This is a genomic window from Aquimarina muelleri DSM 19832 (assembly GCF_000430665.1).
GTDB lineage: Bacteria > Bacteroidota > Bacteroidia > Flavobacteriales > Flavobacteriaceae > Aquimarina > Aquimarina muelleri.
Genome location: NZ_AUML01000004.1, coordinates 23,422 through 48,659, shown reverse-complemented (window position 1 = coordinate 48,659; position 25,238 = coordinate 23,422). Strand labels below are relative to the sequence as shown.

23 protein-coding genes and 1 tRNA gene are annotated in these 25,238 nt (G+C 32.5%); 13 read left to right on the top strand and 11 right to left on the bottom strand.

Annotation, left to right across the window (positions count from 1 at the left end; all coding sequences use genetic code 11):
- The 3 genes from H527_RS0103540 to H527_RS0103530 form a co-directional block, all read right to left on the bottom strand.
- Complete coding sequence (locus H527_RS0103540; RefSeq protein WP_027411426.1) at positions 1–582, bottom strand: hypothetical protein; 582 nt, start codon at positions 580–582, stop codon at positions 1–3.
- Positions 579–1,046, bottom strand: coding sequence for an ankyrin repeat domain-containing protein (locus H527_RS0103535; protein ID WP_027411425.1), 468 nt, complete (start codon positions 1,044–1,046; stop codon positions 579–581). The genes H527_RS0103540 and H527_RS0103535 overlap by 4 nt, the downstream gene beginning before the upstream one ends.
- A gap of 113 nt (positions 1,047–1,159) precedes the next feature.
- Positions 1,160–2,617, bottom strand: coding sequence for a catalase (locus H527_RS0103530; protein ID WP_027411424.1), 1,458 nt, complete (start codon positions 2,615–2,617; stop codon positions 1,160–1,162).
- Positions 2,618–3,245: 628 nt separating this feature from the next.
- Between H527_RS0103530 and H527_RS0103520 the strand changes: the two genes are divergently transcribed.
- From H527_RS0103520 to H527_RS0103480, 8 genes are all read left to right on the top strand, one after another.
- Positions 3,246–3,728, top strand: coding sequence for a MarR family winged helix-turn-helix transcriptional regulator (locus H527_RS0103520; protein ID WP_027411423.1), 483 nt, complete (start codon positions 3,246–3,248; stop codon positions 3,726–3,728).
- Between the two features lie 3 nt (positions 3,729–3,731).
- Positions 3,732–4,193, top strand: a complete 462-nt coding sequence (locus H527_RS0103515; RefSeq protein WP_027411422.1) for a GNAT family N-acetyltransferase — start codon at positions 3,732–3,734, stop codon at positions 4,191–4,193.
- A gap of 451 nt (positions 4,194–4,644) precedes the next feature.
- On the top strand, positions 4,645–5,334 hold the full coding sequence (locus H527_RS0103505) for a hypothetical protein (protein ID WP_027411421.1): 690 nt from the start codon (positions 4,645–4,647) through the stop codon (positions 5,332–5,334).
- A gap of 279 nt (positions 5,335–5,613) precedes the next feature.
- The gene (locus H527_RS24175) at positions 5,614–5,988 is read left to right on the top strand and encodes a hypothetical protein (RefSeq protein WP_162143805.1); all 375 of its coding nucleotides are present in this window, start codon (positions 5,614–5,616) and stop codon (positions 5,986–5,988) included.
- Positions 5,961–6,755, top strand: a complete 795-nt coding sequence (locus H527_RS0103495; protein WP_027411419.1) for a sensor histidine kinase — start codon at positions 5,961–5,963, stop codon at positions 6,753–6,755. Before H527_RS24175 ends, H527_RS0103495 begins: the two co-directional genes overlap by 28 nt.
- 179 nt (positions 6,756–6,934) lie before the next feature.
- On the top strand, positions 6,935–7,573 hold the full coding sequence (locus tag H527_RS0103490; protein WP_027411418.1) for a response regulator transcription factor: 639 nt from the start codon (positions 6,935–6,937) through the stop codon (positions 7,571–7,573).
- A gap of 670 nt (positions 7,574–8,243) precedes the next feature.
- Entirely contained in the window at positions 8,244–9,704 is a 1,461-nt protein-coding gene (gene rpoN / locus H527_RS0103485) for an RNA polymerase factor sigma-54 (protein ID WP_027411417.1), read from the top strand.
- Positions 9,704–10,309, top strand: coding sequence for a hypothetical protein (locus H527_RS0103480; protein WP_027411416.1), 606 nt, complete (start codon positions 9,704–9,706; stop codon positions 10,307–10,309). The genes rpoN and H527_RS0103480 overlap by 1 nt, the downstream gene beginning before the upstream one ends.
- Here the strand turns inward: H527_RS0103480 and H527_RS0103475 are convergent.
- The 8 genes from H527_RS0103475 to H527_RS0103440 form a co-directional block, all read right to left on the bottom strand.
- Positions 10,304–11,005 (bottom strand): porin family protein, encoded by a 702-nt coding sequence (locus tag H527_RS0103475; RefSeq protein ID WP_027411415.1) that lies wholly within the window; start codon positions 11,003–11,005, stop codon positions 10,304–10,306. The genes H527_RS0103480 and H527_RS0103475 overlap by 6 nt on opposite strands.
- Positions 11,006–11,747: 742 nt before the next feature.
- Complete coding sequence (locus H527_RS0103470; RefSeq protein WP_027411414.1) at positions 11,748–12,230, bottom strand: ExbD/TolR family protein; 483 nt, start codon at positions 12,228–12,230, stop codon at positions 11,748–11,750.
- A 22-nt stretch (positions 12,231–12,252) separates the two neighbouring features.
- Entirely contained in the window at positions 12,253–12,861 is a 609-nt protein-coding gene (locus tag H527_RS0103465) for an ExbD/TolR family protein (protein ID WP_027411413.1), read from the bottom strand.
- A 2-nt stretch (positions 12,862–12,863) separates the two neighbouring features.
- On the bottom strand, positions 12,864–13,265 hold the full coding sequence (locus H527_RS0103460) for a hypothetical protein (protein ID WP_155837798.1): 402 nt from the start codon (positions 13,263–13,265) through the stop codon (positions 12,864–12,866).
- Positions 13,266–13,459: 194 nt separating this feature from the next.
- Complete coding sequence (locus tag H527_RS0103455; protein ID WP_027411411.1) at positions 13,460–14,266, bottom strand: MotA/TolQ/ExbB proton channel family protein; 807 nt, start codon at positions 14,264–14,266, stop codon at positions 13,460–13,462.
- An 82-nt stretch (positions 14,267–14,348) separates the two neighbouring features.
- Positions 14,349–14,436: transfer RNA gene (locus tag H527_RS0103450), tRNA-Ser, on the bottom strand.
- A 77-nt stretch (positions 14,437–14,513) separates the two neighbouring features.
- Positions 14,514–15,548, bottom strand: coding sequence for an asparaginase (locus H527_RS0103445; RefSeq protein WP_027411410.1), 1,035 nt, complete (start codon positions 15,546–15,548; stop codon positions 14,514–14,516).
- A gap of 36 nt (positions 15,549–15,584) precedes the next feature.
- Positions 15,585–16,373, bottom strand: a complete 789-nt coding sequence (locus H527_RS0103440) for a TatD family hydrolase (protein WP_027411409.1) — start codon at positions 16,371–16,373, stop codon at positions 15,585–15,587.
- 124 nt (positions 16,374–16,497) lie between these two features.
- Between H527_RS0103440 and H527_RS0103435 the strand changes: the two genes are divergently transcribed.
- The 5 genes from H527_RS0103435 to H527_RS21350 all read left to right on the top strand — a co-directional run bounded on the left by H527_RS0103435 (position 16,498) and on the right by H527_RS21350 (position 25,182).
- Complete coding sequence (locus tag H527_RS0103435) at positions 16,498–16,935, top strand: retropepsin-like aspartic protease (RefSeq protein ID WP_027411408.1); 438 nt, start codon at positions 16,498–16,500, stop codon at positions 16,933–16,935.
- 424 nt (positions 16,936–17,359) lie between these two features.
- Positions 17,360–18,325 carry a methionyl-tRNA formyltransferase gene (locus tag H527_RS0103430; RefSeq protein ID WP_081414544.1) on the top strand — a complete coding sequence of 322 codons (966 nt, stop codon included), beginning with the start codon at positions 17,360–17,362 and terminating at the stop codon, positions 18,323–18,325.
- 40 nt (positions 18,326–18,365) lie between these two features.
- Positions 18,366–18,968: a phage tail protein gene (locus H527_RS23455; RefSeq protein WP_081414543.1), complete on the top strand. Its 603-nt coding sequence runs from the start codon at positions 18,366–18,368 to the stop codon at positions 18,966–18,968.
- Between the two features lie 241 nt (positions 18,969–19,209).
- Positions 19,210–24,231 carry a T9SS C-terminal target domain-containing protein gene (locus H527_RS0103420; protein WP_027411405.1) on the top strand — a complete coding sequence of 1,674 codons (5,022 nt, stop codon included), beginning with the start codon at positions 19,210–19,212 and terminating at the stop codon, positions 24,229–24,231.
- Positions 24,232–24,234: 3 nt separating this feature from the next.
- Positions 24,235–25,182 carry a PorP/SprF family type IX secretion system membrane protein gene (locus H527_RS21350; RefSeq protein WP_081414542.1) on the top strand — a complete coding sequence of 316 codons (948 nt, stop codon included), beginning with the start codon at positions 24,235–24,237 and terminating at the stop codon, positions 25,180–25,182.
- Positions 25,183–25,238 lie beyond the last annotated feature (56 nt).

The window sequence follows — 25,238 nt, the reverse complement described above, 5'->3', positions numbered from 1 at the left end:
TTAATTACTATGCCTTTTTAATAAAATCTCAGAAATTAGATTCTTTATAATAATTTTATCTGGACCTGATTTCTGAGATTTGTTTTTTGCATGTTGTATCTTTTTATAATGTGGCATCTTTCCTGTTTTCTCTATAACCATAAGAACTTCTTCAAAAAAACCATTTAAAATAGGAATTACAAATCTGCTCGATTCATGTTTTTCTCTCAAATGAATAAATTTTTTGGTGTATGCTAAAAAAGTTTGTGGGTATTGAGAAAAAGTAAGTAACGCTTCGCAAAAACTCTTATAAACTTCTATTTTATTTAGGTTGTTTTTAAATTTAAGTTTTTCACGATTTATTTGTGTTAGAACATATAGTAATACGCTTTCTTTGATAAATACGCTATAATCATTCTTAGAGTAATAATACACTTCCATTCCGATATTTGTATTTACTACCAATACTTCCTGACCTATATTTTCTTTTAAAAATAATTCAAAAACCGTGACCATAGACGAAGACATTAATAATCTTCTATTAACACCTAATCCTATAATATTTACAGATTTAATACTTTCTATTTCTTTGTTATTATTCACTGAGTAATCTTAAATAATCCTGAGATTTCTAATCCTTGATTTTTGGCATGCATTTCTGCGGTATAACCCCGATTATCTTTTGCTAATACATCAGCCCCTTTTTCGACTAATAACTTAATGATTTCTTTTTGTCCAAATGTAGCAGCATATATTAAAGCTGTAGCATCATTAAAGTTTCTCTCATTAACATCTGCTCCGTTTTCTATGAGCAACTTTGCAATATCATAATACCCTTTAAAGCAAACTCCCATTAGTGCTGTATTTCCTGAAGCATCTTTAGCATCTATATCAGGAGTATAATCTAAGATTATCTTTGTAATTTCCTCAAGACCATAATAAGACGCTAATAATAAAGGTGTTGATCCTCTACTATCTTTTTTATTAACCAATAATGGGTTTTTATTTAGATTTTTTTTTACTTTTTCTACTTCTTCAGATCGAATAGAGTTAAAAATATCTTCCATACTTATTTTGTTATTTTTTTGTGAATATGTAACAAACTAGTCGAAAATATTTTTTGGTATCTCAAGAAATATTTTCGACTAGAAGTTAACTAATGTAAAATCAAATTATGAATTTAATACAAATTTTGAGCTGTTAAATTTAAAGCTTTACGAACACCGTTACCATATTCTGGGTCCGCTTTATCAAAATGAACTAATTGTTTTTCGATAATTTCCATAGAGACCCCTTGCATTGCTGCAGCAATATTATTAAAAAGACGATCCTTTTGCTCATCATTAAAGAGTCTAAATAAATCTCCTGGTTGTTTATACTCTCCAAAAGTGTCGTTCTCTTCATATCTATTTACATCTCCTTCAATTTTCATTGGTGGTTCTGCAACACTAGGATCTTCTACTGGACCTCCTTTTGTATTAGGCTCATAATATGCATCTGGGTTTGTATTTCCATTATCAAAAAATCGCATGGCACCATCTTTATGATAATGATTTACCTCTGATATTGGTGCATTAGCTGGTAATGCCTCATAATGCGTTCCTAACCTGTATCTATGAGCATCTGCATAAGAAAAAATCCTAGCTTGTAATACTTTATCTGGAGAAAATCCAATACCAGGAACCACATTAGATGGTGAATATGCAGCATTTTCTATATACTGAAAATAATTATCTGGATTTTTATTTAACTCGAACTCTCCTACCTCAATTAACGGATAATCTGCATGTGGCCATACTTTTGTTAAATCAAATGGATTATACGCTGTTTTTTCTGCATCTGCTTCTGGCATTACCTGAATCATCATCTTCCATTTAGGATAATCCCCACGCTCTATTGCTCCATACAATTCTTCTTGAAATTTTTCTCTGGTTTGCCCAATTACCGCTGCAGTTTCCTCATTTGTATAATGTTTATGACCTTGCTGTGTTTTCATATGAAACTTCACCCAAAAACGTTCTTCGTCATTATTCCAAAACGAAAATGTATGTGAACCATACCCATTCATATGCATAGGTGTTTGAGGGATTCCTCTGTCACTCATTAGTATAGTTACTTGGTGTAAACTTTCTGGGGTTTGAGACCAAAAATCCCACATAGCCTCATTGGATCTCAAATTAGTTTTAGGATGTCTTTTTTGAGTTCGAATAAAATCTGGAAACTTATAACCGTCTCGAATAAAAAATACTGGAGTATTGTTTCCTACTAAATCCCAATTTCCTTCTTCTGTATAAAATTTCAAAGAAAACCCTCTTACATCTCTTTCTGTGTCTGCTGCTCCTAATTCGCCTGCAACAGTAGAAAATCTAGCTAACATTGAAGTTTGTTTTCCTACTTCAGAAAAGATCTTGGCACGAGTATATTTTGTAATATCATTGGTTACTGTAAAAGTTCCTTGAGCTCCCCATCCTTTGGCATGAACAACTCGCTCTGGTATTCGTTCACGATTTTGGTGAGCCAATTTTTCTAACAATTGGTAATCTTGTAATAAAACGGGCCCTCTATGTCCTGCAGTAACAGATTTTTGATTATTAGGAACAGGAGCCCCTGCCGAAGTTGTTAATTTTTTCTTAGTCATTGTGTATAAATTTTGTATGGATAATCTCTACATAAAGATACTCCTTATCATACATAAAATCAATATCTTAAATTGATTGTAATAATTTTACTATAGTTAAAATCTATTTTAACTAATTTTAAAATCATAAAAAATTATGGCTTTAAAGATTTATACTTAAAATGAATATACTACTAATCAATAACCTCGGAGAAGCTCATGAGGTATGTTTCCAAAAACATGTTTTGTTTTCGAGGTAAGCCTCAGAGAATTAAACTCTACAATGTGGATTAAAATTAAACCTATTATTTCTTTTTTTAACCAGTTGTTGTTTGAATTTACTAGAAAAGAAAATAAAGTTTTTTTTGTTTCAATGAAAAAAAAAAGCTTGTGCCAAACTCTATCTGGTATTAAGCATAACAGGGCTACAGTTTATATTTATTCTGAAATTGAGGTATAAAAAGAACCTTTTATTCCAGTAAATTCAAAATGATAAATAGCATTAGATCCTCAAGCCATTACAAAATAGAAAAAACAAACAAAACTTATCATTCCGACCTAAGAAACAACGTTTTTAAAATCTGTGAGATTTAAGCTTTTTTATATCAAAATATTTTATACTTTTACATAAGCACTTATATAAATACTTATGGAAGATAAATTACAGTTATATGGAGAACTGGGATTAGGATCCCGACTAAAAAGGCTTAGTGATATTTTGATGAAAGAAGTTCAGATAGTATATAACATCTTAGATATTGATTTTGATGCTTACTTATTTCCGATTTTTAAAGTAATCATTGATCTGGAAGTAGCTACTACCACAGACATTCAGGAAGCAATACAATATACCCAACCAGCAATTACCCAAGCGCTGAAAAAACTTACCGACAAAAAACTAGTAACCTATAAAATTGACAAACTAGATAAGCGAAAAAAAATCTTTAAACTTTCTCCTAAAGGAAAAAAAATTCATCAACAAATGTTGCCTTTATGGAGTGCAATTGATATCCAAGTAAAATGGTTAACAGAAGGTAGCGCCGCAAACCTAATGCATCACCTTACCTATATTGAAAATCAATTAAAAGAAAAGTCCTTAAGCCAAAGAATATTAGAAAAATATAACGTTTAAAAAATGAAAACTACTATTATCCCGTTTGAATCCAAATATGCAAAAAACTTTGCTAACCTTAATATAGAATGGTTAGAAAAACACTTTGTAGTAGAACCGCATGATATTAAATTATTGGAACAGTGCGAAAAAACTATTATAAACGAAGGCGGTTATATATTTTTTGCAAAAGTAGATACTGAAATCGCAGGAACTTTTGCATTAATAAAAATAGAAAATGGTATTTATGAACTAGGAAAAATGGCAGTGTCTCCAAAGTTTCAAGGTCAAAAAATTGGTCAGCAACTAATGCTATTTTGTATTGAATTTTCTAAGGATCAAAACTGGAAAAAACTAATTTTATATTCTAATCGGATTTTAGAAAACGCAATTTATATCTATCAAAAATATGGTTTTAAAGAAATCCAAATGGAAGAAAACCCTCCGTACCAACGTGGTAATATTAAAATGAGCCTTGTATTATAGGGTCCTATTCAAAAAAAAATACCAAATCTATCTTTTGTGTTTAAAATTTTGATTGAAACTCAAATTTCTACAAACACACCAACATACTTAAAAAGTCTTTTTTCTACCACAAAAGAGGCAAACCCCTTTTTAGAAAAGGGGCAAAAACCCCTTTTTTCGAACAAAAAAACCAGCTGCAAAATAACAAAAACATCATCAAACACATTTATTATCAATAGCTTGCGAATTGTTTAATAAAACAAAAGGTCCTATTGTTTTTTTATACCTATAGAATAATAGTATTTTTATTCAAAAGAACACCTCCGTTTGTATGGAGAAATTAAATAATTATCATTTCTATTATTTACATTTTAAAAGGAATAACAAAAAGCTTCAACAAATGTTGAAAAAACTAACTAATATGTTTCGATAAGATCGAAACCTTAACAAACCAGTAAAAAAAGCTTACAAAATGGACAAAAGATCTAATTTAATTGGGTATCCAATCGTTATTATCATCACAGCTATCATTACATTTTTACTACTCAAAAAATGTGAAAAACCAGATCCACCAACAGTAGATCCTCCAAAAGAAATCATTTCATTTAAAGACGCTATAGAGCTTTACCGAACCTATACTAATAATCGATCGTGTGTTATCGAAGTTTTTGAAAGTAAAAGGGATAGTTCTTTAACAAATCTTTGTCCTTCTAAAAGAAAACCTATTGCAAATTTCGTTCCTTCTAGGTCGTTTCATTTAAACAAAGAATTTTTAAATCAGTATATGGCATATATCAATCAAGTAACTCCAGATTCTATTGCTGTTACAGGATATCGTTTATATCTTGGCAACTACCCTGACACTACTAATTTAAGCAGTGGAAAACCTGTTCCAGATCCAAGAAGAAATACTTTTTTTATTGCACCAACAACTTTATTAGGAAACTCAAGTACGCACAGAGGATTTACTTTTGTTGACCAAAATAATGATGGAAAACCAGAGGTGCTTTTTTTAGAAGACGAATTAGACAATCTAAAAAATTCTAATCCAAGCTCTCCTAAAACAAAAATAAATACCGCTAATTTCTTTTCATTCTCTAGTCAAAATGGAGGAACCAGTACTATTGCTAATGAACTTGGTGGGTACCCTCCGCCACAATAAACAGCATCACTAATGAACTTTAGTTTACAAACATTTGGAATAACTTTTCAAATAATTACTGCGATAATTGGATCAATATATTTTTATAAATACAAAAAAACCTTTTTAAAATATTTTTTAATTATACTCTGGTACATTGCAATTAATGATCTATTAGGTTTTTTTTTAAGAAATAATGATTACCCTGTATCTATTCTTTATAACATATATTACCTAGTAGTATTTAATTATTTAATGTTTTTGTTTAAAAACTATATAACCAATATGAATCACAAAAAAATGATACTGACATTTATGTTTGTTTATACAATATCATTCTTCATAAATGGTATCTTTGGAAATTACTTAATTCAAGATTCTAAAACACCTTATATAATTGGAGCTAGTTTTTTAGTTATTAGTATAATATTCTATTATATGGATATCTTAAATTCAGAAAAAGTATTGCATGTTAAAAAGAATTTACTTTTTTGGATAAGCACTGGGGTACTTATATATTATTGCGGTAATATCCCTTACAAAATAGTAAAAAATTACGCTGGTGATTTAAGAGATATTCATATTGAATTTCTAGTTCTTTGTATTTTAACTATTGTAATGAATCTTTGTTTTATTATAGGTTTTGTATGGAGCGACAACAAGCAGCAATATTAATTGCAAGTATTATTCTTGTAGTTATTATTATTTTTTTGATAGCTTTATTTACTATTTTTCAAAAAAGAAAGAATAGCCTATTGCTACAACAAAGAGAAGCGGAGAAAAAATTTGAAACTGCCATAGCAGAGACCCAGATTGAAATACGGGAGGAAACCTTACGCAATATTAGCTGGGAGTTGCATGATAATATTGGCCAGCTACTTACGCTGGCCAAAATACAAGTAAATATTGCACAGGATGATCCGGATAAATTGGGAGAAGTTACCGAAACCATCAGTAAAAGTCTTACAGAACTAAGGTCTTTATCTAAACTAATTAATCCTGATATTATTAAAAGTCTCACCCTAACAGAAGCTATAACCTTAGAAATAGAACGATTTAATCGTATGCAATTTATTGCTGCCACCATCACTAGTAATGAAGAAATGGAAGATCTGGATGATAAAGCTGAAATTATAATTTTTAGGATATTACAAGAGTTTTTTACCAATACTATAAAACATTCTAAAGCTTCCACTTTGGATGTTACGGTACATTATGATACCGATAAACTAATAATAAAAGCACAGGATGACGGCGTTGGTTTTGACCATACAGATCGTACTATGCACAGCGGGATAGGGTTAAGCAATATGCAGAATAGAGGTAAGTTGATAAATGCTGAAGTACAGCTCCTGTCTGAAAAAGGAAAAGGAACCGCTATAACCCTAATTTATCCTTACAAAAAAGAAAATTCTATAGTATTAGAAGATAAAATCGATTAAAGCCTAATTAATTTAAAAACTAGTAAAGTTATATAAAAAGCATTGTTCTGTCATTTTAAATAAACTGAAATAAAAATAATAGAATATGCTTAAATACAGGTTTTGCACAAACATCAGCTTTAAGTTCACTAGTTTTGTAGTTATTATCAAAAAAATGTATAAACAATAAATTCTAACAGATGAAATACTCCATAGTAATCGTAGAAGATCATATTTTACTATCCCAGGCTTTATCTGGACTAGTTAATGGGTTTGCCAAATTTAAAATCTTATACATTTGCAAAAACGGAAAAGAATTACTCACTAGACTTAAAGACCCCAAAAACATACCCGATATTGTACTTATGGATATTAACATGCCTATTATGAATGGTATCGAAACCACTGCTGTCTTAAAAGAAGAATATCCGCAAATTAAAGTTCTGGCTCTTTCTGTAGAAGAAAACGAGAACACCATTTTAAAAATGCTAAGAGCTGGTGCTAAAGGGTATCTTTTAAAAGACACAGAAAAAAGTATTCTGGAGAGTGCTCTAATACAAGTGCAGGAAACTGGATTTTATCACACAAAAGATGTTACTAAGTTACTTTTGGGATCTCTAAATAACAAAAAAGAAAAAGAGATAGTGTTAAAAGATCGTGAAATAGAATTCATTAAACATGCTTGTACCGAAAAAACGTATAAAGAGATAGCAAACGATATGTGTTTAAGTCCAAAAACTATTGAAGGTTATCGGGATTCTATTTTTGAAAAGCTTCAATTAAAAAATAGAACCGGCTTGGTTATTTATGCTATTAAAAGCAAACTATTTGTTCCTTAATTTCCTTTACAATAACATACAAGCTCTATTTATAAAATTAAATTTGATGTAAAAAAATTATTCCAACAGGGTGATTTACGACAGAGAATTGTTTTGAACAACTAAGCAAGTTTTCAATCAAAAAGCTTTATTTCAAACCAAACTCTTAGATTGAATTCGCATTATAAATACATAAAAAGAAAATTTACAAACAAAGAAATAGGCTAACTTATACCTCTGCTAAAGAACAGAGTCCTCCATTAATGATACCAAGCAAAATAAATCTAAATCTTTAATTTACCTCTTAACTGACTAAAAAATAGTATCATAAACAATAATCTATATACGCTTTTTTACCCTCTACTTAATCATAAATATAACTATACTCTTTTTGTGCAATAATATCAATATTTAACGTTTTAAATCACAAAACTGTCTATATAGTATATTATATTTACTTTTGGCTCGTTTATTGATTAAACCCAAAAAAACAAGGTTATACAAAGGTGAATTCAGAACAAGAAATCAGGATCAAACTACTTTAATACAAAAACTTAAAAAATTCATCTAATAATAAAGTTTGCTTTATTAACAGACTTATAACTTTTTTAAAACAAACTAACCATCTAATACTTATTTAAGAACAGTGTTTTTTGTTTATTTTTGTGAGTAGAAGAACATTGACAATTTTATGCTAAAACAACAATTAAATTTTAAACTTTCTCAGAAACTCTCTCCGCAGCAAATTCAACTTATGAAGTTGATTCAACTTCCTACACAAGCATTTGAACAACGTTTAAAGCAAGAAATGGAAGAAAACCCTGCTCTGGACGACAGTAAAGAAAAAGCAGATGAATATGAAGATACGTTTAGCAATGAGAGTACAGGAGATGATGACTACGGAACAGAAAAAATTGAAGCAGACATTAATGTAGACGAATACCTTAGTGATGATGAAATACCAAGCTATAGATTAAGCACTAACAATTATAGTGCAGATGATGAGGAAAAGAGTGTGCCATATGCCTCCGGAACTTCTTTTCATCAACATCTAGTCAATCAATTAAACACCTATCGATTAAATGACGAAGAAAGAGAAATAGCAGAGTTTCTTGTTGGTAGTATAGATGAAAGTGGGTATATAAGAAGACCTTTATCTGACATTCTTGATGATTTAGCCTTTACCCAAAACGTATATACTACTGAAGAAAAAATAGAAAGTATTTTAAAAATTGTTCAACAGTTAGACCCTGCAGGAATTGGAGCTCGTAACTTACAAGAATGTTTATGGATTCAATTAGACAGAAAAGAAACCACAATTCCAACAAAACTTGCTTCGGAAATATTAAAAAAAGCATTTGATCTTTTTAGTAAAAAACATTACGACAAGCTTATAGTTAAATTTGACATTACCGAAGATGATCTAAAGAATGCTATTGATGAAATCGAACATCTTAATCCAAAACCAGGAGGAGCCTATTCGGGAAGTAATCGCATAATTGAACATGTGGTTCCTGATTTTACTATTAGAATTGTAGAAGGAGAACTTGAGTTGTCTTTAAACGGTCGTAATGCTCCTGAACTCCATGTTTCCAGAGAGTACAATAACATGCTACAAGGATATAAGGCTAGTAAAGAAAAATCTAAATCTCAAAAAGATGCTGTTTTGTTTATCAAACAAAAATTAGATGCTGCAAAATGGTTTATCGAAGCTGTAAAACAAAGACAACAAACACTTTTTGTTACTATGAGTGCAATAATGCACTATCAAAAAAGTTATTTTCTTAGTGGAGACGAAAGAAGCTTAAAACCAATGATCTTAAAAGATATTGCAGATGAAATTAGCATGGATGTAAGCACTGTTTCTAGAGTTGCAAATAGCAAATATGTAGATACTCCATACGGAACAAAACTCATTAAAGAGTTCTTTTCTGAATCTATGACAAATGACCAAGGAGAAGAAGTTTCTACTCGAGAAATAAAAAAAATACTGGAAATAACTATAGGAGAAGAAGACAAGAAAAAACCTCTTACAGATGAGAAACTTGCCAAAATCCTAAAAGAAAAAGGATACCCTATAGCCAGAAGAACGGTAGCTAAATACAGAGAGCAATTAGATGTTCCTGTAGCAAGGTTACGAAAGAAAATTTAATGAACTTTTTTTTAAGAAGTATTTCCTATATTTTACATCCTTTATTAATGCCTATACTTGGTGCTATAATTTATTTTAGCAATGCTCCTAGATTTATCTCATCTGAAATTATAACAGCAAAGATATTAGGGCTAATTACGATTACCCTTTTAATGCCAATTGTATTATTTTTTTTATTAAAAAACCTTGGTATCATCACCTCTATACATCTTAGAAATAGTAGAGAACGCAAAATACCTCTTTTATTACAATCTATTTTATTTATAATTGTTATTAAAATGGTTATTAATATTTATCATTACCCTGAATTATACTTTTTTTACTTAGGGATTTTATTTTCATCACTAAGTGCTATCTTTATGATTTTTTTCAATATTAAGGCAAGCCTTCATATGATTGGAGTTAGCAGCATTACAATATTCACTATACTACTCAGCATTCATTTTGAACTAAACTTAATTATATTAATCTCTATATTGTTTATTTTAAATGGATTGTCTGCAACTTCGAGATTACACTATAAAGCACATACTAGTTTCGAGCTTATTCTCGGCATATTAATAGGCACTGTGCCTCAAATTACTTTAGCAAACCTCTGGTTATAAAATATAAAACATTAGTCCGATTTTAGCCGTATTAAGTCCTACTGGAGCCTCTTGAACCATCGCTTTTTCGTTAAACATGCTATTTAAACTATAGTAAAAATAAAAATTAAAGGTATTCCACCCAAAAGTAAAAGTAGCTCCTACTCTCCACCTATTCAATTCCTCCACTTTAGTTTGTCTTACTTGGTTTCCTGGTTGTTTAAAATTAGAACTAAAAGAGTATAAGTATCCTATCCTAATTCCAGTATAAATCCTATAAAATTTATGTGTTTCTGGAATAGATGTGCGCCACCTAAACTCAAAAGGAGCCTCTAATAGATGTGTTGTAAACCTATTAGTATTATATTCTACATCATCTAAAACACTAAACACACTTTGCTCTTCTTCTTCTCCTATAAATAAATTCTGATTATATACATTAAACGAATACCCTAAACCTAAACCTATAGCAACATTACGTCTTTTATTAATTGGCATGTCTCTTAAAAATCCAAAATGTACACCACCAGAAAATCCAGATTGACTAACACCCTTAGGCTTATTAAAAAGCAGGTTGTATGTTACCCCAACATAAAATTGATCTTCACGATATAACGAATCTATCTCTATACTTTTATTAGAATCTAATTCAGTTTCTTGACCAGAAGAAAAAAACACAGATAAATAACAGATAATAAATACAAATAATCTTTTCATTTATTCTTTCTCATTTTTTTTAGATTGCCTTACTTAAATTAAGACAAACATAAAGTCGTTTCCCTTTTTAAACATTCCTACAAGTATCACACTTACTCTATACCAATCACTAAAATAAATCTATTTATTTAGATAGAATAAAAACTTTGCCAAAACAAAGTAAAAATGCCAATATTTAATCTAGTGAAGTCAAAAAAATACATGGATTAAATTAATAACTATGCTTCTAAACTTCACCAGAAATAATATGTTTTTAACCCTATATAAGAACATACTATATATAATATGTCCAATTTCTTAACTTAGTATAATGTATTTTATACTGCTATATAAGTCGTACAATTAATTAAAATATTAATAACCAGATATACAACTAAGTACTTTACATCTAGGTATTTTTTTTATAAGCATAAATTTAATCTCCAAGACTTCTTCCGTTGCCTAAAAACACTATCATGTCCTTTTAAACCCATTTTATGCAGTAGAAAATCTATTACATCTTGTAGCTGCTGCAAATGCAGATGCTTTGCTTCGTTTTTTAATGTAACCGTAGCGATACGGTGCTAAAATCAAAAAAACGACTGTATCTATAGCATCTTAAAACTTTATTACGTAGTTCTACTACATAAAGCAGGGTAAATCTTTAATTTTCATAACAGGAAGCAGTAATTTAAAACAAAAAAAATCCCGCCCGAAGGCAGGATTTACTGTATCATTTTGAATATTTTCTATGCAACAGTCATTATTTAAGATTATCCATAGCGCTTCCCACTCTGGTTGTATAATTAATCTTTAAAGCCTGAACATCCCTTAGTTCTGATTTAATATCTCCTACAAGACCCATATTAGTATCTCCATCCACTTTTAAAGCTGTAGTTAAGAAAGGTATTAATTCTTCTCTTTTAGAGGTTCTCTCTGCCAATATAAATGCTTTTATATCACTTACATCAGCAAATTTATCATTTAACTGAACTCTAGCTTGATCCCCTGCACTTGCACGATATCTTGAACTAGGTTTGCCTGCATAAATATACATTACCAAATCTTTTTTGTCTAATTTTTCTATTTGGTCTGCTGTAGGCAATTTATTTTCTATCATCAAAGTATTTTGACGCATTACCGTTGCAACCATAAAGAAAAACAGTAACATAAATACAATATCTGGTAACGAAGCTGTAGAAATAGCAGGTAATTCTCCACCTTTTTTCTTTTTAAACTTAGACATAGGAATTTTGTTTTATGTTATTTTATTTTTTTGGTTCTGCTTCAGAAAGTTTTTCAGGAAACAAAAATTGTATTTTCTTAATATCTTCCTTTAGGCTTTCTTTGTTTCCAGAATAGTTAACATCTTTTAGATCTTTTTCCATTTGACTAAAAGTTTTACCAAAAAGACGTTGTGCTTCCCTATTACGTAAGGTAGTATATGCTGCTACCAGTTCATTTTGAACTGCAATATAAGTAGCATAGTTAGTCTCTCTATTGTTACGTAAAGACACTACAGCCTTAGTAGGGTTATCTGATGATGATGGATCTCTTGCTCCCTGGCAGTACTTACATGCTTCTTCTCCTGTTCCTCCACCATTGTCTAAAAACTTGATAGCTGCTTCACGTAAATCTTTCAGTTCCATAGGAACTTCTTCTACTAACAGATCATTATTTTTATTCAATTCTACAACAAAAATATTTTTTTGTTTAAGAACTGGTGGGTCTACGTTATCCTCTTGCGGAGGAGGAAGTTTACGGCTAATTCCGCTATCTGTTTCAATAGTGGTAGTAACCAGGAAGAATATGAGAAGTAAGAACGCAATATCCGCCATAGATCCTGCATTTACTTCCGGTGCTGATCTTCTTGCCATAATTATTTTCCTATTAATTTTTTAATACCAGATAAAAACATCAAACCAACTGCAACTGCTGCTAGAACATAAAATGCATATAGTCCGGTTCCCACCCATTTAGAGCCACTAGCAGAAAGAACTTCTCCATCTTTTAGAGGAGTTTCTACTCCATCCGCTAGGACATAACCTACACCTAGGATGATTAAAAAAGCGATAATTCCTATAGCTGCATTTTTAAGACCCGCAGGGTTCTTTGCTAATGTTGAAAACACTGCAATTAAAGTAGCTACAATAGCGATCACAAAAATAATCAACGTAAGAAAATATAATGGAGAAACTGTTGGTTCTGCGATATCGAAAGGAAGTTCTCTCGCTTCAGAAACACCATTTTGATCCATTAAAGTGCTAATTGAACTACTCATGACATACCAAAGGATCGCTCCTAAGATACCCAATCCGAGTACAACATATGATAATATTTTAGAAATTTTCATGTGTCTATATTTTATATAAAGTGTTTATTACACTTTGATTAAACAATAAGTACACTTACCTTTTAATATTTAAAATCAAAAACAAAGTAAAGTAAGTTTTTAAGATATAGAATCTAAACTTATTATTTCTTGTTTTTGTAAGCTACTAACATATCGATTAAAGTAATCGAAGCATCTTCCATATCATTTACTATTCTATCAATTTTAGCAACTATATAGTTGTAAAATACTTGAAGAATAATTGCAACGATAAGACCAAATACTGTTGTAAGAAGTGCTACTTTAATACCACCTGCTACAAGAGAAGGTTGCATATCTCCAGCTGCCTCAATTTTATCGAATGCTTGAATCATCCCGATTACTGTACCCATAAACCCAAGCATTGGAGCAAGAGCTATAAATAAAGATACCCATGATACGTTTTTCTCTAATTGTCCCATTTGCACACCACCGTAAGCAACAACTGCTTTTTCTGCAGCATCAATACTTTCGTCTGCTCTATCTAAACCTTGATAATAGATAGATGCAACAGGTCCTTTTGTGTTTCTACACACCTCTTTTGCTGCTTCTACACCACCACTATTTAGTGCATCTTCTACATTTTGTTGTAATTTCTTAGTGTTTGTAGTAGAAAGATTTAAAAAGATAATTCTTTCAATTGCAATCGCTAAACCTAATATCAAACATAAAAGTACGATCCCCATAAACCCAGGTCCTCCTTCTATAAAACGTTTTTTAAGATTTTGATGGAAGGATAATTCTTCTGTAGCAGGTGCTGCTTCATCTTGAGTTGTTGTTGTCGCTGTAGTTATAGGAGCAATTAATAATTGCACATTAGCCGTTAATAACTGGGCAGGTGCAGTAGATGCTTGTAAATTTCCAAAAGTCATTACTGCTGCGATTGCCAGAATAGAAAATAATCTTTTCATTGCGCTGATTCTTAATTTTAATTAGTTAAAGGGTTAAAGATATAAAAATAATACAAAAATTATTAAAAAATTGATAATAATGCAGAGAGGAAGGGATTCGAACCCTCGATACGCTTTTGACGTATACACACTTTCCAGGCGTGCGCCTTCGACCACTCGGCCACCTCTCTAATTTTTTCCCAATTTTTTCCTAAAAAATAGGATGGGCAAATAACAAAAAAAAAGTTAACTAGTGAAATTTAACACGTTAATTTTCTGACATTTCCCCTCTCAAAGATGTTTCATAAATGGTTTTTAGGACTTTAAGTGGTAAATTTTCTCCTAACAAATACATCAATTTTGCTACAGCAGCCTCTGTTGTGATGTCTTTTCCTGAAATAACACCTGCTTTTTTTAATGCAATACTTGTATCATATTTCCCCATTTCAACACTTCCTCCTATACATTGCGTAACATTAACAATGGGAATCCCTTTTTGTATTATGTCAGAAATCATAGTTATAAACCATTTTTGAGTGGTCGTATTACCAGATCCGTATGTCTCTAAAACAATTCCTTTTATTGTTTCTAAAGCAAAAATACTTCTTAAAATGTTCTCATTAATACCTGGAAACATTTTAATAATTAGAATATCATTATTAAAATGTGTGTGATATTCCATTTTTTTTCGCCTGTTAACTGCTCTCAAAAAAGAGGTGTTTACTTTAAGATGCACTCCTGATTCTACTAATGATGGGTAATTGAGAGATTGAAATGCCTCAAAATGCTCTGCATTAATTTTAGTAGTCCTATTTGCTCTAAGTAATTTATACTCAAAATACAATCCTACTTCGGTAATCACAGGTTTTCCTTTTTCTTGCAATGCAGCTATCTGAACAGCTGTAATCAGATTCTCTTTAGCATCTGTTCTCAAATCTCCTATTGGTAATTGAGATCCTGTAAAAATTATAGGTTTTGCTAAGTTCTCAAACATAAAACTAACTGCCGAGGCAGTATAGGACATAGTATCACTACCATGCAAAACAACAAATCCGTCATATTTTTCATAATTACTGTTTATGACATCTCCCAACTCTTTCCAACGACCAACATCCATATCAGAAGAATCGATAGGCTTCTCAAAGCTAATAGTCTCGATACTACAATCTAGTTGTTTTAGCTCTGGAATATTTAATAAAAGTTCATCAAAATCAAAAGCAACTAATGCTCCTGTATCAAAATCTTTAATCATTCCTATAGTACCGCCTGTATAAATAAGTAATATGCTTGGTGAAATATTCATAAAACAAATGAATGAAATTATTTTTTTTTAATACCCTTAAACACCAAATACTTCTTTGGAATTTTGTGTTGTCGTACTTGCTATCTCTTCTATTGGCATTTGGTATATCTCGGCAAGCTTTTCTGCCACATTGATTAAATAAGAGCTTTCATTGCGCTTCCCTCGATAAGGGGTTGGTGCTAAATAAGGAGCATCTGTTTCTAACACAATATGGTTTACACCTATCTCATTTAAAAAAGTATCTATTTTACCGTTCTTAAAAGTAACTACTCCTCCAATCCCTAATTTCATATTATACCCTATAGCACGATGCGCATCTTGAATAGTTCCTGTAAAGCAATGAAAGATTCCATATAAATCTTCTCCTTTTTCTAATTCCAACACCTCAAAAACTTCCTCGAAAGCATCTCTGCAATGTATTACTATAGGTAATTTATATTTTTTTGCTAATTGAATTTGATATCTAAAGGCCTCCTGTTGTTGTTTTAAAAAAGTGGTATCCCAGTACAAATCGATTCCTATCTCTCCCACGGCATAAAACCTCTTATCTATTCTTCCATCAAATCGCTTTTTAAGCTCATTATCTACATGTAACAGTTCTTCTTTATAATTTTCTTTCACATGTGTAGGATGCAATCCCATCATCAAAAAAACATTTTCTGGATATTTTGACTCTATTGCATACATTGCATTGGTATATTCAGAATCTATTGCAGGGACAAAAAATCGTGTTACCTTATTTTCTATTGCTCGCAGCATCATCTCTTCCTGATCCTCATCAAAAGCATCACTATAAATATGGGTATGTGTATCTGTTAATATCATCCCGCAAAAGTATTAAATTATGACAGCTATTTTAATATCCTTAAAATTATCTTTATTAAAAATCCTTATAGTCTAGGTTTTTATTAATTGTGTTACTTTTGAAAAAATTTCCTCTAAACATAATATGATCACTCTTCGAAAATTTTTAACTCAAAAAGAATATCACAGAATTCAGCTAGTGTACACAAAAACCAATCATTTTGAAGTTACAGCAATACTAAATGGCATTGAAGGCAATTTTATTGTAGACACAGGAGCTTCTAATTCGTGTGTAGGTTTTGAAGCAGTAGAAAAATTTAATTTATACACCCAAGATAGCGATGTAAAAGCTGCGGGAGCCGGAGCTACAGATATGCTTACTCAGCTTTCCAAAAAAAACACCGTACAAATAGGAAATTGGTGTAAAAAAAGTATTCCCTTGGTATTATTTGACCTCAACCACGTAAATACAGCTTTAATAGCACACCAAGCAGATCCGGTAGATGGCATATTGGGAGCTGATATCTTAAAAAAAGGAAAAGCTATTATTGATTATCCAAAAAAATGTTTATACCTAAAATAAAATAGACATTATCCTTCTTTAAATCAAAAACTTAAAATCGAAACATCATTTTTCAAACACCCCCTCTCCCTTCTTCAACTTAAAACAAAAACAAGTCAAAAACAGTTGATTATTAAAAAAATAATTATATTAGTAACTGGCAAAACACAGTATATTTATTTAAAATATTAAAAATCAATAACTTAAATAAATACACATTTATATCCTACCCCCATAAATGTGACTAAAAATAAACCCCCTAAATGAGGGAGGAGTACTTTATTGAGTAATCACATCTTGTCAATTTTCAAATAGCTTGTTCTGTTAGTTTATTTTAGTTTCTATTCTTTGAAAATAGATTAGATCAGATTAAAACTACAACTATGCAATTATTAATTTTTAAGCCATATAGGTTATCCAATAACTTATATTAAACTATGTGTGTATGAAAATTACTCTAATTGGGAGTTTTCCTTCTTGTTTTACACTATACAAATACTTGTCTAAACACAACTATTTAGATGCTGTTTGCGTTCAAAAATATAACACCTCTGTTCCTAATCAAGATTTTTGGGTGCAATCTATTAAACATGAAGGTTTCGAAACTTATACAATAGACAGCAACTCTATCAAAAACAAGTTTAAGACTTGGTTAGAAGATCGATCCCCAGATTTGGTAATAGTTTATGGTTTTTCATTAAAAATACCTGAAGAAATTCTATCTATCCCTAAATATGGGTTTTTAAACATCCATTTCGGAAAATTACCAGAAAATCGAGGACCAGACCCTTTGTTTTGGTCTATAAAAAACGGAGAAAAAGAAACAGCGATTACCATACATCAAATGGATAAAGATTGGGATACTGGCAAAATTCTTTTGGAAGAACCAATACCTATTATACAAGGTGAGACAGGAGGGATGATAAACTCTAAAATGAATTTCATACTAGTTCAACTTATAGAAAAAACCTTGTCCCTTATACAAGAGCCAGTGAATTATAGAGTTCAACCCACTAAAAACAGATATAACAAACGCCCCAGTGATATCGAAACCACAATTAACTGGGAAGAACAGACAGCAGATGAGATTGAAAACTTAATCAATGCTTGTAATCCAAAATATGGTGGAGCTACGACTTATTATCAGGGTTCTCCTATAAAAATAATAGAAGTTTCTCCTGTTGACGGTCAATTACCTCTACTAGGAAAAACAGCTGGAGAAATAATCCATGCTCACCCACAAGAAGGATTATACGTATGCTGTAAATATGGAAAACTATTAAAAATAAATATCGTTAGCTCTGATGCAGGGATTCTTACTGGCAACAAGTACATACACCTAGGGCTACGACAAGGACATCTACTTACTACAACATTGACAGAAACTAAAAAGATCAGTGTTTTGACATAGAACTAAATTATTAAATATCAATTCTTAAAACAAATATATTATGGAAGGAAACATAGGAGAAATTCGTTTATTCGCAGGTAATTTTGCTCCAAGAGCTTGGGCATATTGTAATGGTCAATTATTACCCATCTCACAAAACACAGCATTATTCTCGATCATAGGAACTATTTATGGAGGAGATGGCAGAACCACAATGGCATTACCAGATTTAAGAGGTCGTGTCCCAATTAGTCAAGGAACAGGACCAGGGTTAAGTACTCACAACTTAGGATCCAGAGGTGGAGCAGAAACCGTTACACTAACAACTTCACACATGGCTAACCATTCCCACTTAATCAACAAGACAGGTACTAATGAAGTAACTACAGTAATTAAGGTATCAACACAAGACGGGGATCATTCTGTCCCTACCACCAATTCAATAATTGGTAAAGCTTTAGATATAAACGGTGATCCTATTAATATGTATACGAAAAATTCTAACATTAATCTTGATCCAAGCACTAGTCCAAGTACCCTTATAGAAGGTGAAAACTTTACTACGACCCCTACAGGAGGGCAACAACCAACCCCTATAATGCAACCTTATTTAACCATGCATTACATCATTTGTTTACAAGGTATTTTCCCCTCAAGGAATTAACTATTTTAAATAACACAGCAACATAAAGACTAGAGGATTTTGTAATCCCTAGTTTTTATGTTAAAAATAAAACAAAATAGCATTGCTTTTTTAACATTTTTTTAATACTTTTAAATTTATAGTTATTGCAATTAAGAAAACTTCACATATAGTTTTAAAGACATAGTTTAACTAAAAACTAATTTTTTACAAATTTCAACCCATGAAACTTTAATACTTATCCTAAATTTAATACAAAAATATGCCCTCTAACTACACAACTTCTTATAACCATTATTTAGGAAATCAGCCTCATTATTTTTTACCAAAAACACCTCCTATGAAACAACGTTATTTTTTGAAATGGAATAAAAACACACTGTTATTTTTAGTTATTTCGATTATCAGTAGCACATCATTTGGGCAACTTGAGATAGGAGATTTGGCAGTTGTAGGCGTGAATTCTGACATCGCCCCAGATCAGTTAGCTATAGTTGCTTTGGCAGACATTCCTTCTGGCGAAACAATTTACATATCTGATTATGGATGGGATGGTGCGAATTTTAACACTTCTAACGGCTCAGATGGAGCAATTACCTGGACAACCACTACTCTTGTTCCTGCAGGAACCCTTCTCAATATCACAATTTCTTCTGGTGGCACAATAGGTGGCGATTTAGCTACATATGGCACAGTATTTAGTATTGGGTGGAGCTTATCAGCCATTGCATCTGGAGGAGACAGTTGGTTAATATATCAAGGAATATCACCAACCTCGATCCCCTCTCAATGGATATTCGCGTTTGGAAACTGGTCGACCTCCTCTGGAACCAACCCTAATGAGTTTAAAAATTCGGGATTAATCACCTCTACCACATCCTATTTACCAAACACTCTAACACTAGGAACAAATGCCATTGCTTTAACTACTACCGCAGTAGGAGGAGGACATGCCGATAATTTAGTTTACGTAGGTACTTTGGTCGGAGATAAAGCTACAATTTTAACAGCTATAAGTACTACAGGAAACTGGAGTGGTAGTGAAACTGTAATACAAGACCTTAGCCCTGGAGGATCAAACTTTCCTGGAACCCAACCTATTTTTACCATATCAGGAGGAAACACCACACCAGCAATATCTATAGATAATTCGAACCTCGTTTATACCGAAGGAGAGGCTGCCAAGCAAATAGACAATTCTGCTACAGTTAGCGATGCCGATGGAGATACGGATTGGAACGGAGGTACATTAGTCGCTCAAATTACAGCAAATAATGAAGCTGGTGATGAATTAAGCATCTCTGATACAGATGGAGATGGCACAACAATAACAATTAGCGGAACTAACATCTTATCTAATGGAGTAGATATTGGAGATTTAAGTGCTAGCGGAGGAATCGTTACAAACGGTACGGCACTTACTATTACTTTTGATAGTAATGCTACAAATGCTAATATACAAGAAGCACTTCAATCTATACGATATAGAAATACATCTACAGATCCTGGCACTTCTAACAGAACAGTAACAATTACTGCTACAGACACTAATGCAGCAAGTGCTAATGACACAAGAACAATTGCTATTACCAAAATACCAGATATAACTAGTGTTACAGTACCTGCTAATGCAACTTATATAGCGGCTCAAAATCTCGACTTTATCATTAATTTTAATGAAAATATAACTGTTAACACCGCAGGAGGCAATCCTCAATTAAGTCTTACTATAGGTGCCACAACAAGACAAGCAATCTACCAAGGTGGAACCGGAACCTCTGCCCTATTGTTTAGATATACTATACAAGCTGGTGAATTAGATACCGATGGAATTACCGTAGGCACTTTAGCAGCTAATGGAGGAACACTAAGAAATAGCTCAGGTAATGATGCTATCCTAACATTAAATAGTGTTGGAAACACCACCGCAGTATTGGTAGATGCAGTAGCCCCAACTATAACCAGTGTTACAGTACCTGCTAATGCAACCTATATTACTGGACAAAATCTGGATTTTACCATAAATACCAACGAAAATATAACGATTAATACTGCTGGAGGAACCCCACAATTAAGTATTATAATTGGAGCCACAACACGTCAAGCTGTTTACCAAAGTGGAAGTGGAACCTCTGCCCTATTGTTTAGATACACCATTCAAGCTGGCGAATTAGATACCGATGGAATTGCTGTAGGCACTTTAGCCACTAATGGCGGAACGTTAAGGGATAATGCCGGAAACAACCTTAACACTACACTAAATAGTGTTGGAAATACCACCGCTGTATTAGTAGATGCAGTAGCACCAACCATAACCAGTGTTACAGTACCTGCTAATGCCACCTACATAGCAGGACAAAATCTGGATTTTACTATAAATATCAATGAAAATACAACTGTAAACACAACAGGAGGAACTCCACAAATTAGCCTTACCATAGGAGCAACAACTCGGCAAGCTACTTATCAAAGTGGAAGTGGAACCTCATCCCTATTATTTAGATATACCACACAAGCAGGAGATCTAGATACCGACGGTATAGCAGTGGGCACTCTAAACACCAGTGGCGGAACATTAAGAGATGCTGTCGGGAACAATTTGAACACCACATTAAATAGTGTTGGAAGCACTACTGCTGTATTAGTAGACGCTGTAGTACCAACCATAGCCAGTGTTACCGTACCAGCCAACGCCACTTATATAGCAGGACAAAATCTGGATTTCACCATAAATACCAGTGAAAATGTAACCGTAAATACCACTAGCGGAACTCCACAATTAAGTCTTACTATAGGCGCTACAACAAGACAAGCTATCTATCAGAGTGGCAGCGGAACCTCTTCATTATTATTTAGATATACAGTACAAGCAGGAGAACAAGATACTGATGGAATAGCGATTGGAACGTTAAACAACAATGGTGGAACGTTAAGAGACGGTGTTGGAAACAACCTTAATACCACATTAAATAGTGTAGGAAGCACCACCGCAGTATTAGTAGACGCAGCACCACCAACCATAACAAGTGTTACTGTACCTGCGAATGCAAACTATATAGCAGGACAAAATTTAGACTTTGTGATAAACATTAATGAGAATGTAACGGTAAATACCGCTGCTGGAACTCCACAATTAAGTCTTACTATAGGTGCCACAACAAGGCAAGCTGTTTATTTAAGTGGAAGCGGAACTTCTGCACTATTATTTCGTTATACCATACAAGCAGGTGAACTGGATAATGATGGAATAACAGTAGGAACGTTAAGTGCCAATGGAGGAACATTAAGAGACGCAGTTAACAACAACCTTAATACCACACTAAATAGTGTAGGGAGCACCACCGCTGTATTGGTAGATGCAGTAGCCCCAACCATAACCAGTGTTACTGTACCTGCCAACGCAACCTATATAACAGGGCAAAATCTTGATTTTACTATAAATACCAATGAAAATACAATCGTAAACACCGCAGGTGGAACTCCGCAATTAAGCATTACTATTGGCGCTACTACAAGACAAGCTGCCTATATAAGCGGAAATGGAACTTCAGCATTATTGTTTAGATATACTGTACAAGCTGGGGAATTAGATACTGATGGAATTGCGGTGGGGACTTTAGCTGCTAATGGTGGGACATTAAGAGATGCCGCTGGGAACAACCTTAACACTACATTAAATAGTGTAGGAAGTACCACTGCTGTATTAGTAGATGCAGTAGCACCAACTATAACCAGTGTTACTGTACCCGCTAATGCCACATATATAACAGGGCAAAATCTTGATTTTACTATAAATACAAGTGAAAATACAACTATAAATACTTCAGGAGGAACTCCACTAATGACAATAACCATAGGAGCAACAACCCGACAAGCTACTTACCAAAGTGGAAGTGGGACCTCTTCATTATTGTTTAGGTATACTGTACAAACCGGAGAACTTGACACCGATGGAATAACAATAGGAACCTTAAGTACCAATGGTGGAACATTAAGAGATACTGCTGGAAATGATCTGAACACTACATTAAATAGTGTAGGCACAACAACCTCAGTATTGGTAGATGCCGTGCCTCCAACAGGATACACAGTAACTATAGACCAAAGCCCCATCAACGCTATTAATCATAACGCAGTGAGTTTCACCTTTGCAGGAGCAGAAATAGGCACTACATATAATTATACATTTAGTACATCTGGAGGTTCAGGAACAGTTACAGGTTCAGGAACAATTATTAGTGCTACAGATCAAATAACAAATATAGATGTAAGTGGATTAAGTGACGGCACTATTACTCTTGGTGTTACACTTACAGATCCTACTGGAAACACAGGAGCTGAAACTTTAGACACCAAAAATAAAAAAGCCATCCCTCCTACAGCAACCATAACTATAAGTGATGATACATTAATTATAGGAGAAACAGCTGTTGTAACCATTACTTTTTCTGAAGCAGTAACTGGTTTTGATAATACAGATCTAACCATCCCTAACGGAACATTATCCACCTTAACATCCACAGATGGTAATATCACTTTTGAAGCTACCTTTACCCCTACAATCGACATAGAAGACAATACTAACATCATTATCCTTGATAATACCGGGATAACAGATAGTGTTGGTAATGATGGTACAGGAACAACAAACTCTCCAAATTTTAGTATTGATATGATAATCCCTACTGCAATTATAGAGATTAGTGATACAGAACTAATATCAGGAGAAACCACAACAGTTACCATTACTTTTTCTGAAGCAGTAACTGGTTTTGACAACACAGATTTAATCCTTATTAATGGAACATTGACCAAAGTAAGCTCTGAAGATGGAAACATTACCTTTATGACAACCTTTACACCAGCAGAAGGCATTCAAAGCGATACCAATATAATCTCCTTAGACAATATAGGATTTACTGATATTGCAGGAAACGAAGGAACAGGAACTACCAATTCCATCAATTTTAGCATCAATACTCTAGCTCCAACAGGAAACCCATTGACTTTTAACAAAGGTTTTTCTCCAAATGGAGACGGCATAAATGATACTTGGGTAATAGAGGGAATTGAAAACTTCCCTAATCATACTATTCAAGTATTTAACAGATCCGGCAGAAAAATATTCGAAGCTAAAAATTATCAAAATAACTGGGATGGAGTTTCTAGTGGTAATTCCGTTTTTGGAAATGACAAATTGCCGGTGGGAGCATATTATTATGTTTTAGAAACTGGTAGTAAAGAAGTTCCTCCACTTACTGGCTGGATCTACATAAACTATTAAAAAATGATTAATAGTTTTATAAACAAAGAGTTCACCAGATATTATTTCCAAAAAGATCAACAAAATAAAAGTAAGATGATGTATTTAAAATATATAATTTTTGCCCTCATTATATCCTTCACTGCTAATGCACAGCAAGATCCGCATTTTAGTATGTACCGATATAACATGAATGTGATTACTCCTGCCTATGCAGGCACTAACGGTAATCTTGAAACTACATTTGCAGTAAGAAGCCAATGGGCAGGTGTCGAAGGAGGTCCAGAAACCCTTAATTTTAATGTAAATTCTCCTGTTGGTGAAAATATAGGGATTGGATTAACTGTAGTAAATGATAGAGTTTTTGTTTTAGAAGAAACTCATTTATATGCTGATTTTTCTTACAAAATAAAAGTCTCTGAAGAAATAAACTTACATGCAGGTATTAAAGCAGGAGGATCTTTCTTAAATATAAACCTTAATGAATTAGACATTGTCGATGACCCTTTATTCACAGAAAACATAAGTACATTTAATCCTAATGTTGGAGTTGGGTTTTACCTTAAAGCTAAAAAATATTATGTTTCTCTATCTGCCCCAGGTCTTTTATCTAACAATAGATATGAAAAAGAAGGACTGAATCCTGTATCGGCAAAAGATGATACACAGATATTTTTAGGTGGAGGGTATGACTTTGACCTTAGTGAAAACTTTAAGCTTCGTCCTTCTGTGCTTGGTAAAGCTGTAAATGGAGCTCCATTTTCTCTGGATCTTACAGCATCTGCATTGTATAAAGAACGAATAGAGTTAGGAGCCAATTATAGAATAGACGAAAGTGTAACTATGTTTTTTACTGCAGGTTTTGCAGACAACATTTTTAAGGTGGGATATGCATACGAGTATATTACAACAGATATAAACACATACACTAATGGCACACATGAGATTATAATAAAGCTTAAGTTGAATTAAAAAATGAATAGGTAGGTTTATACAATGTAAGACCTACCTATTACCTATTCTATTAG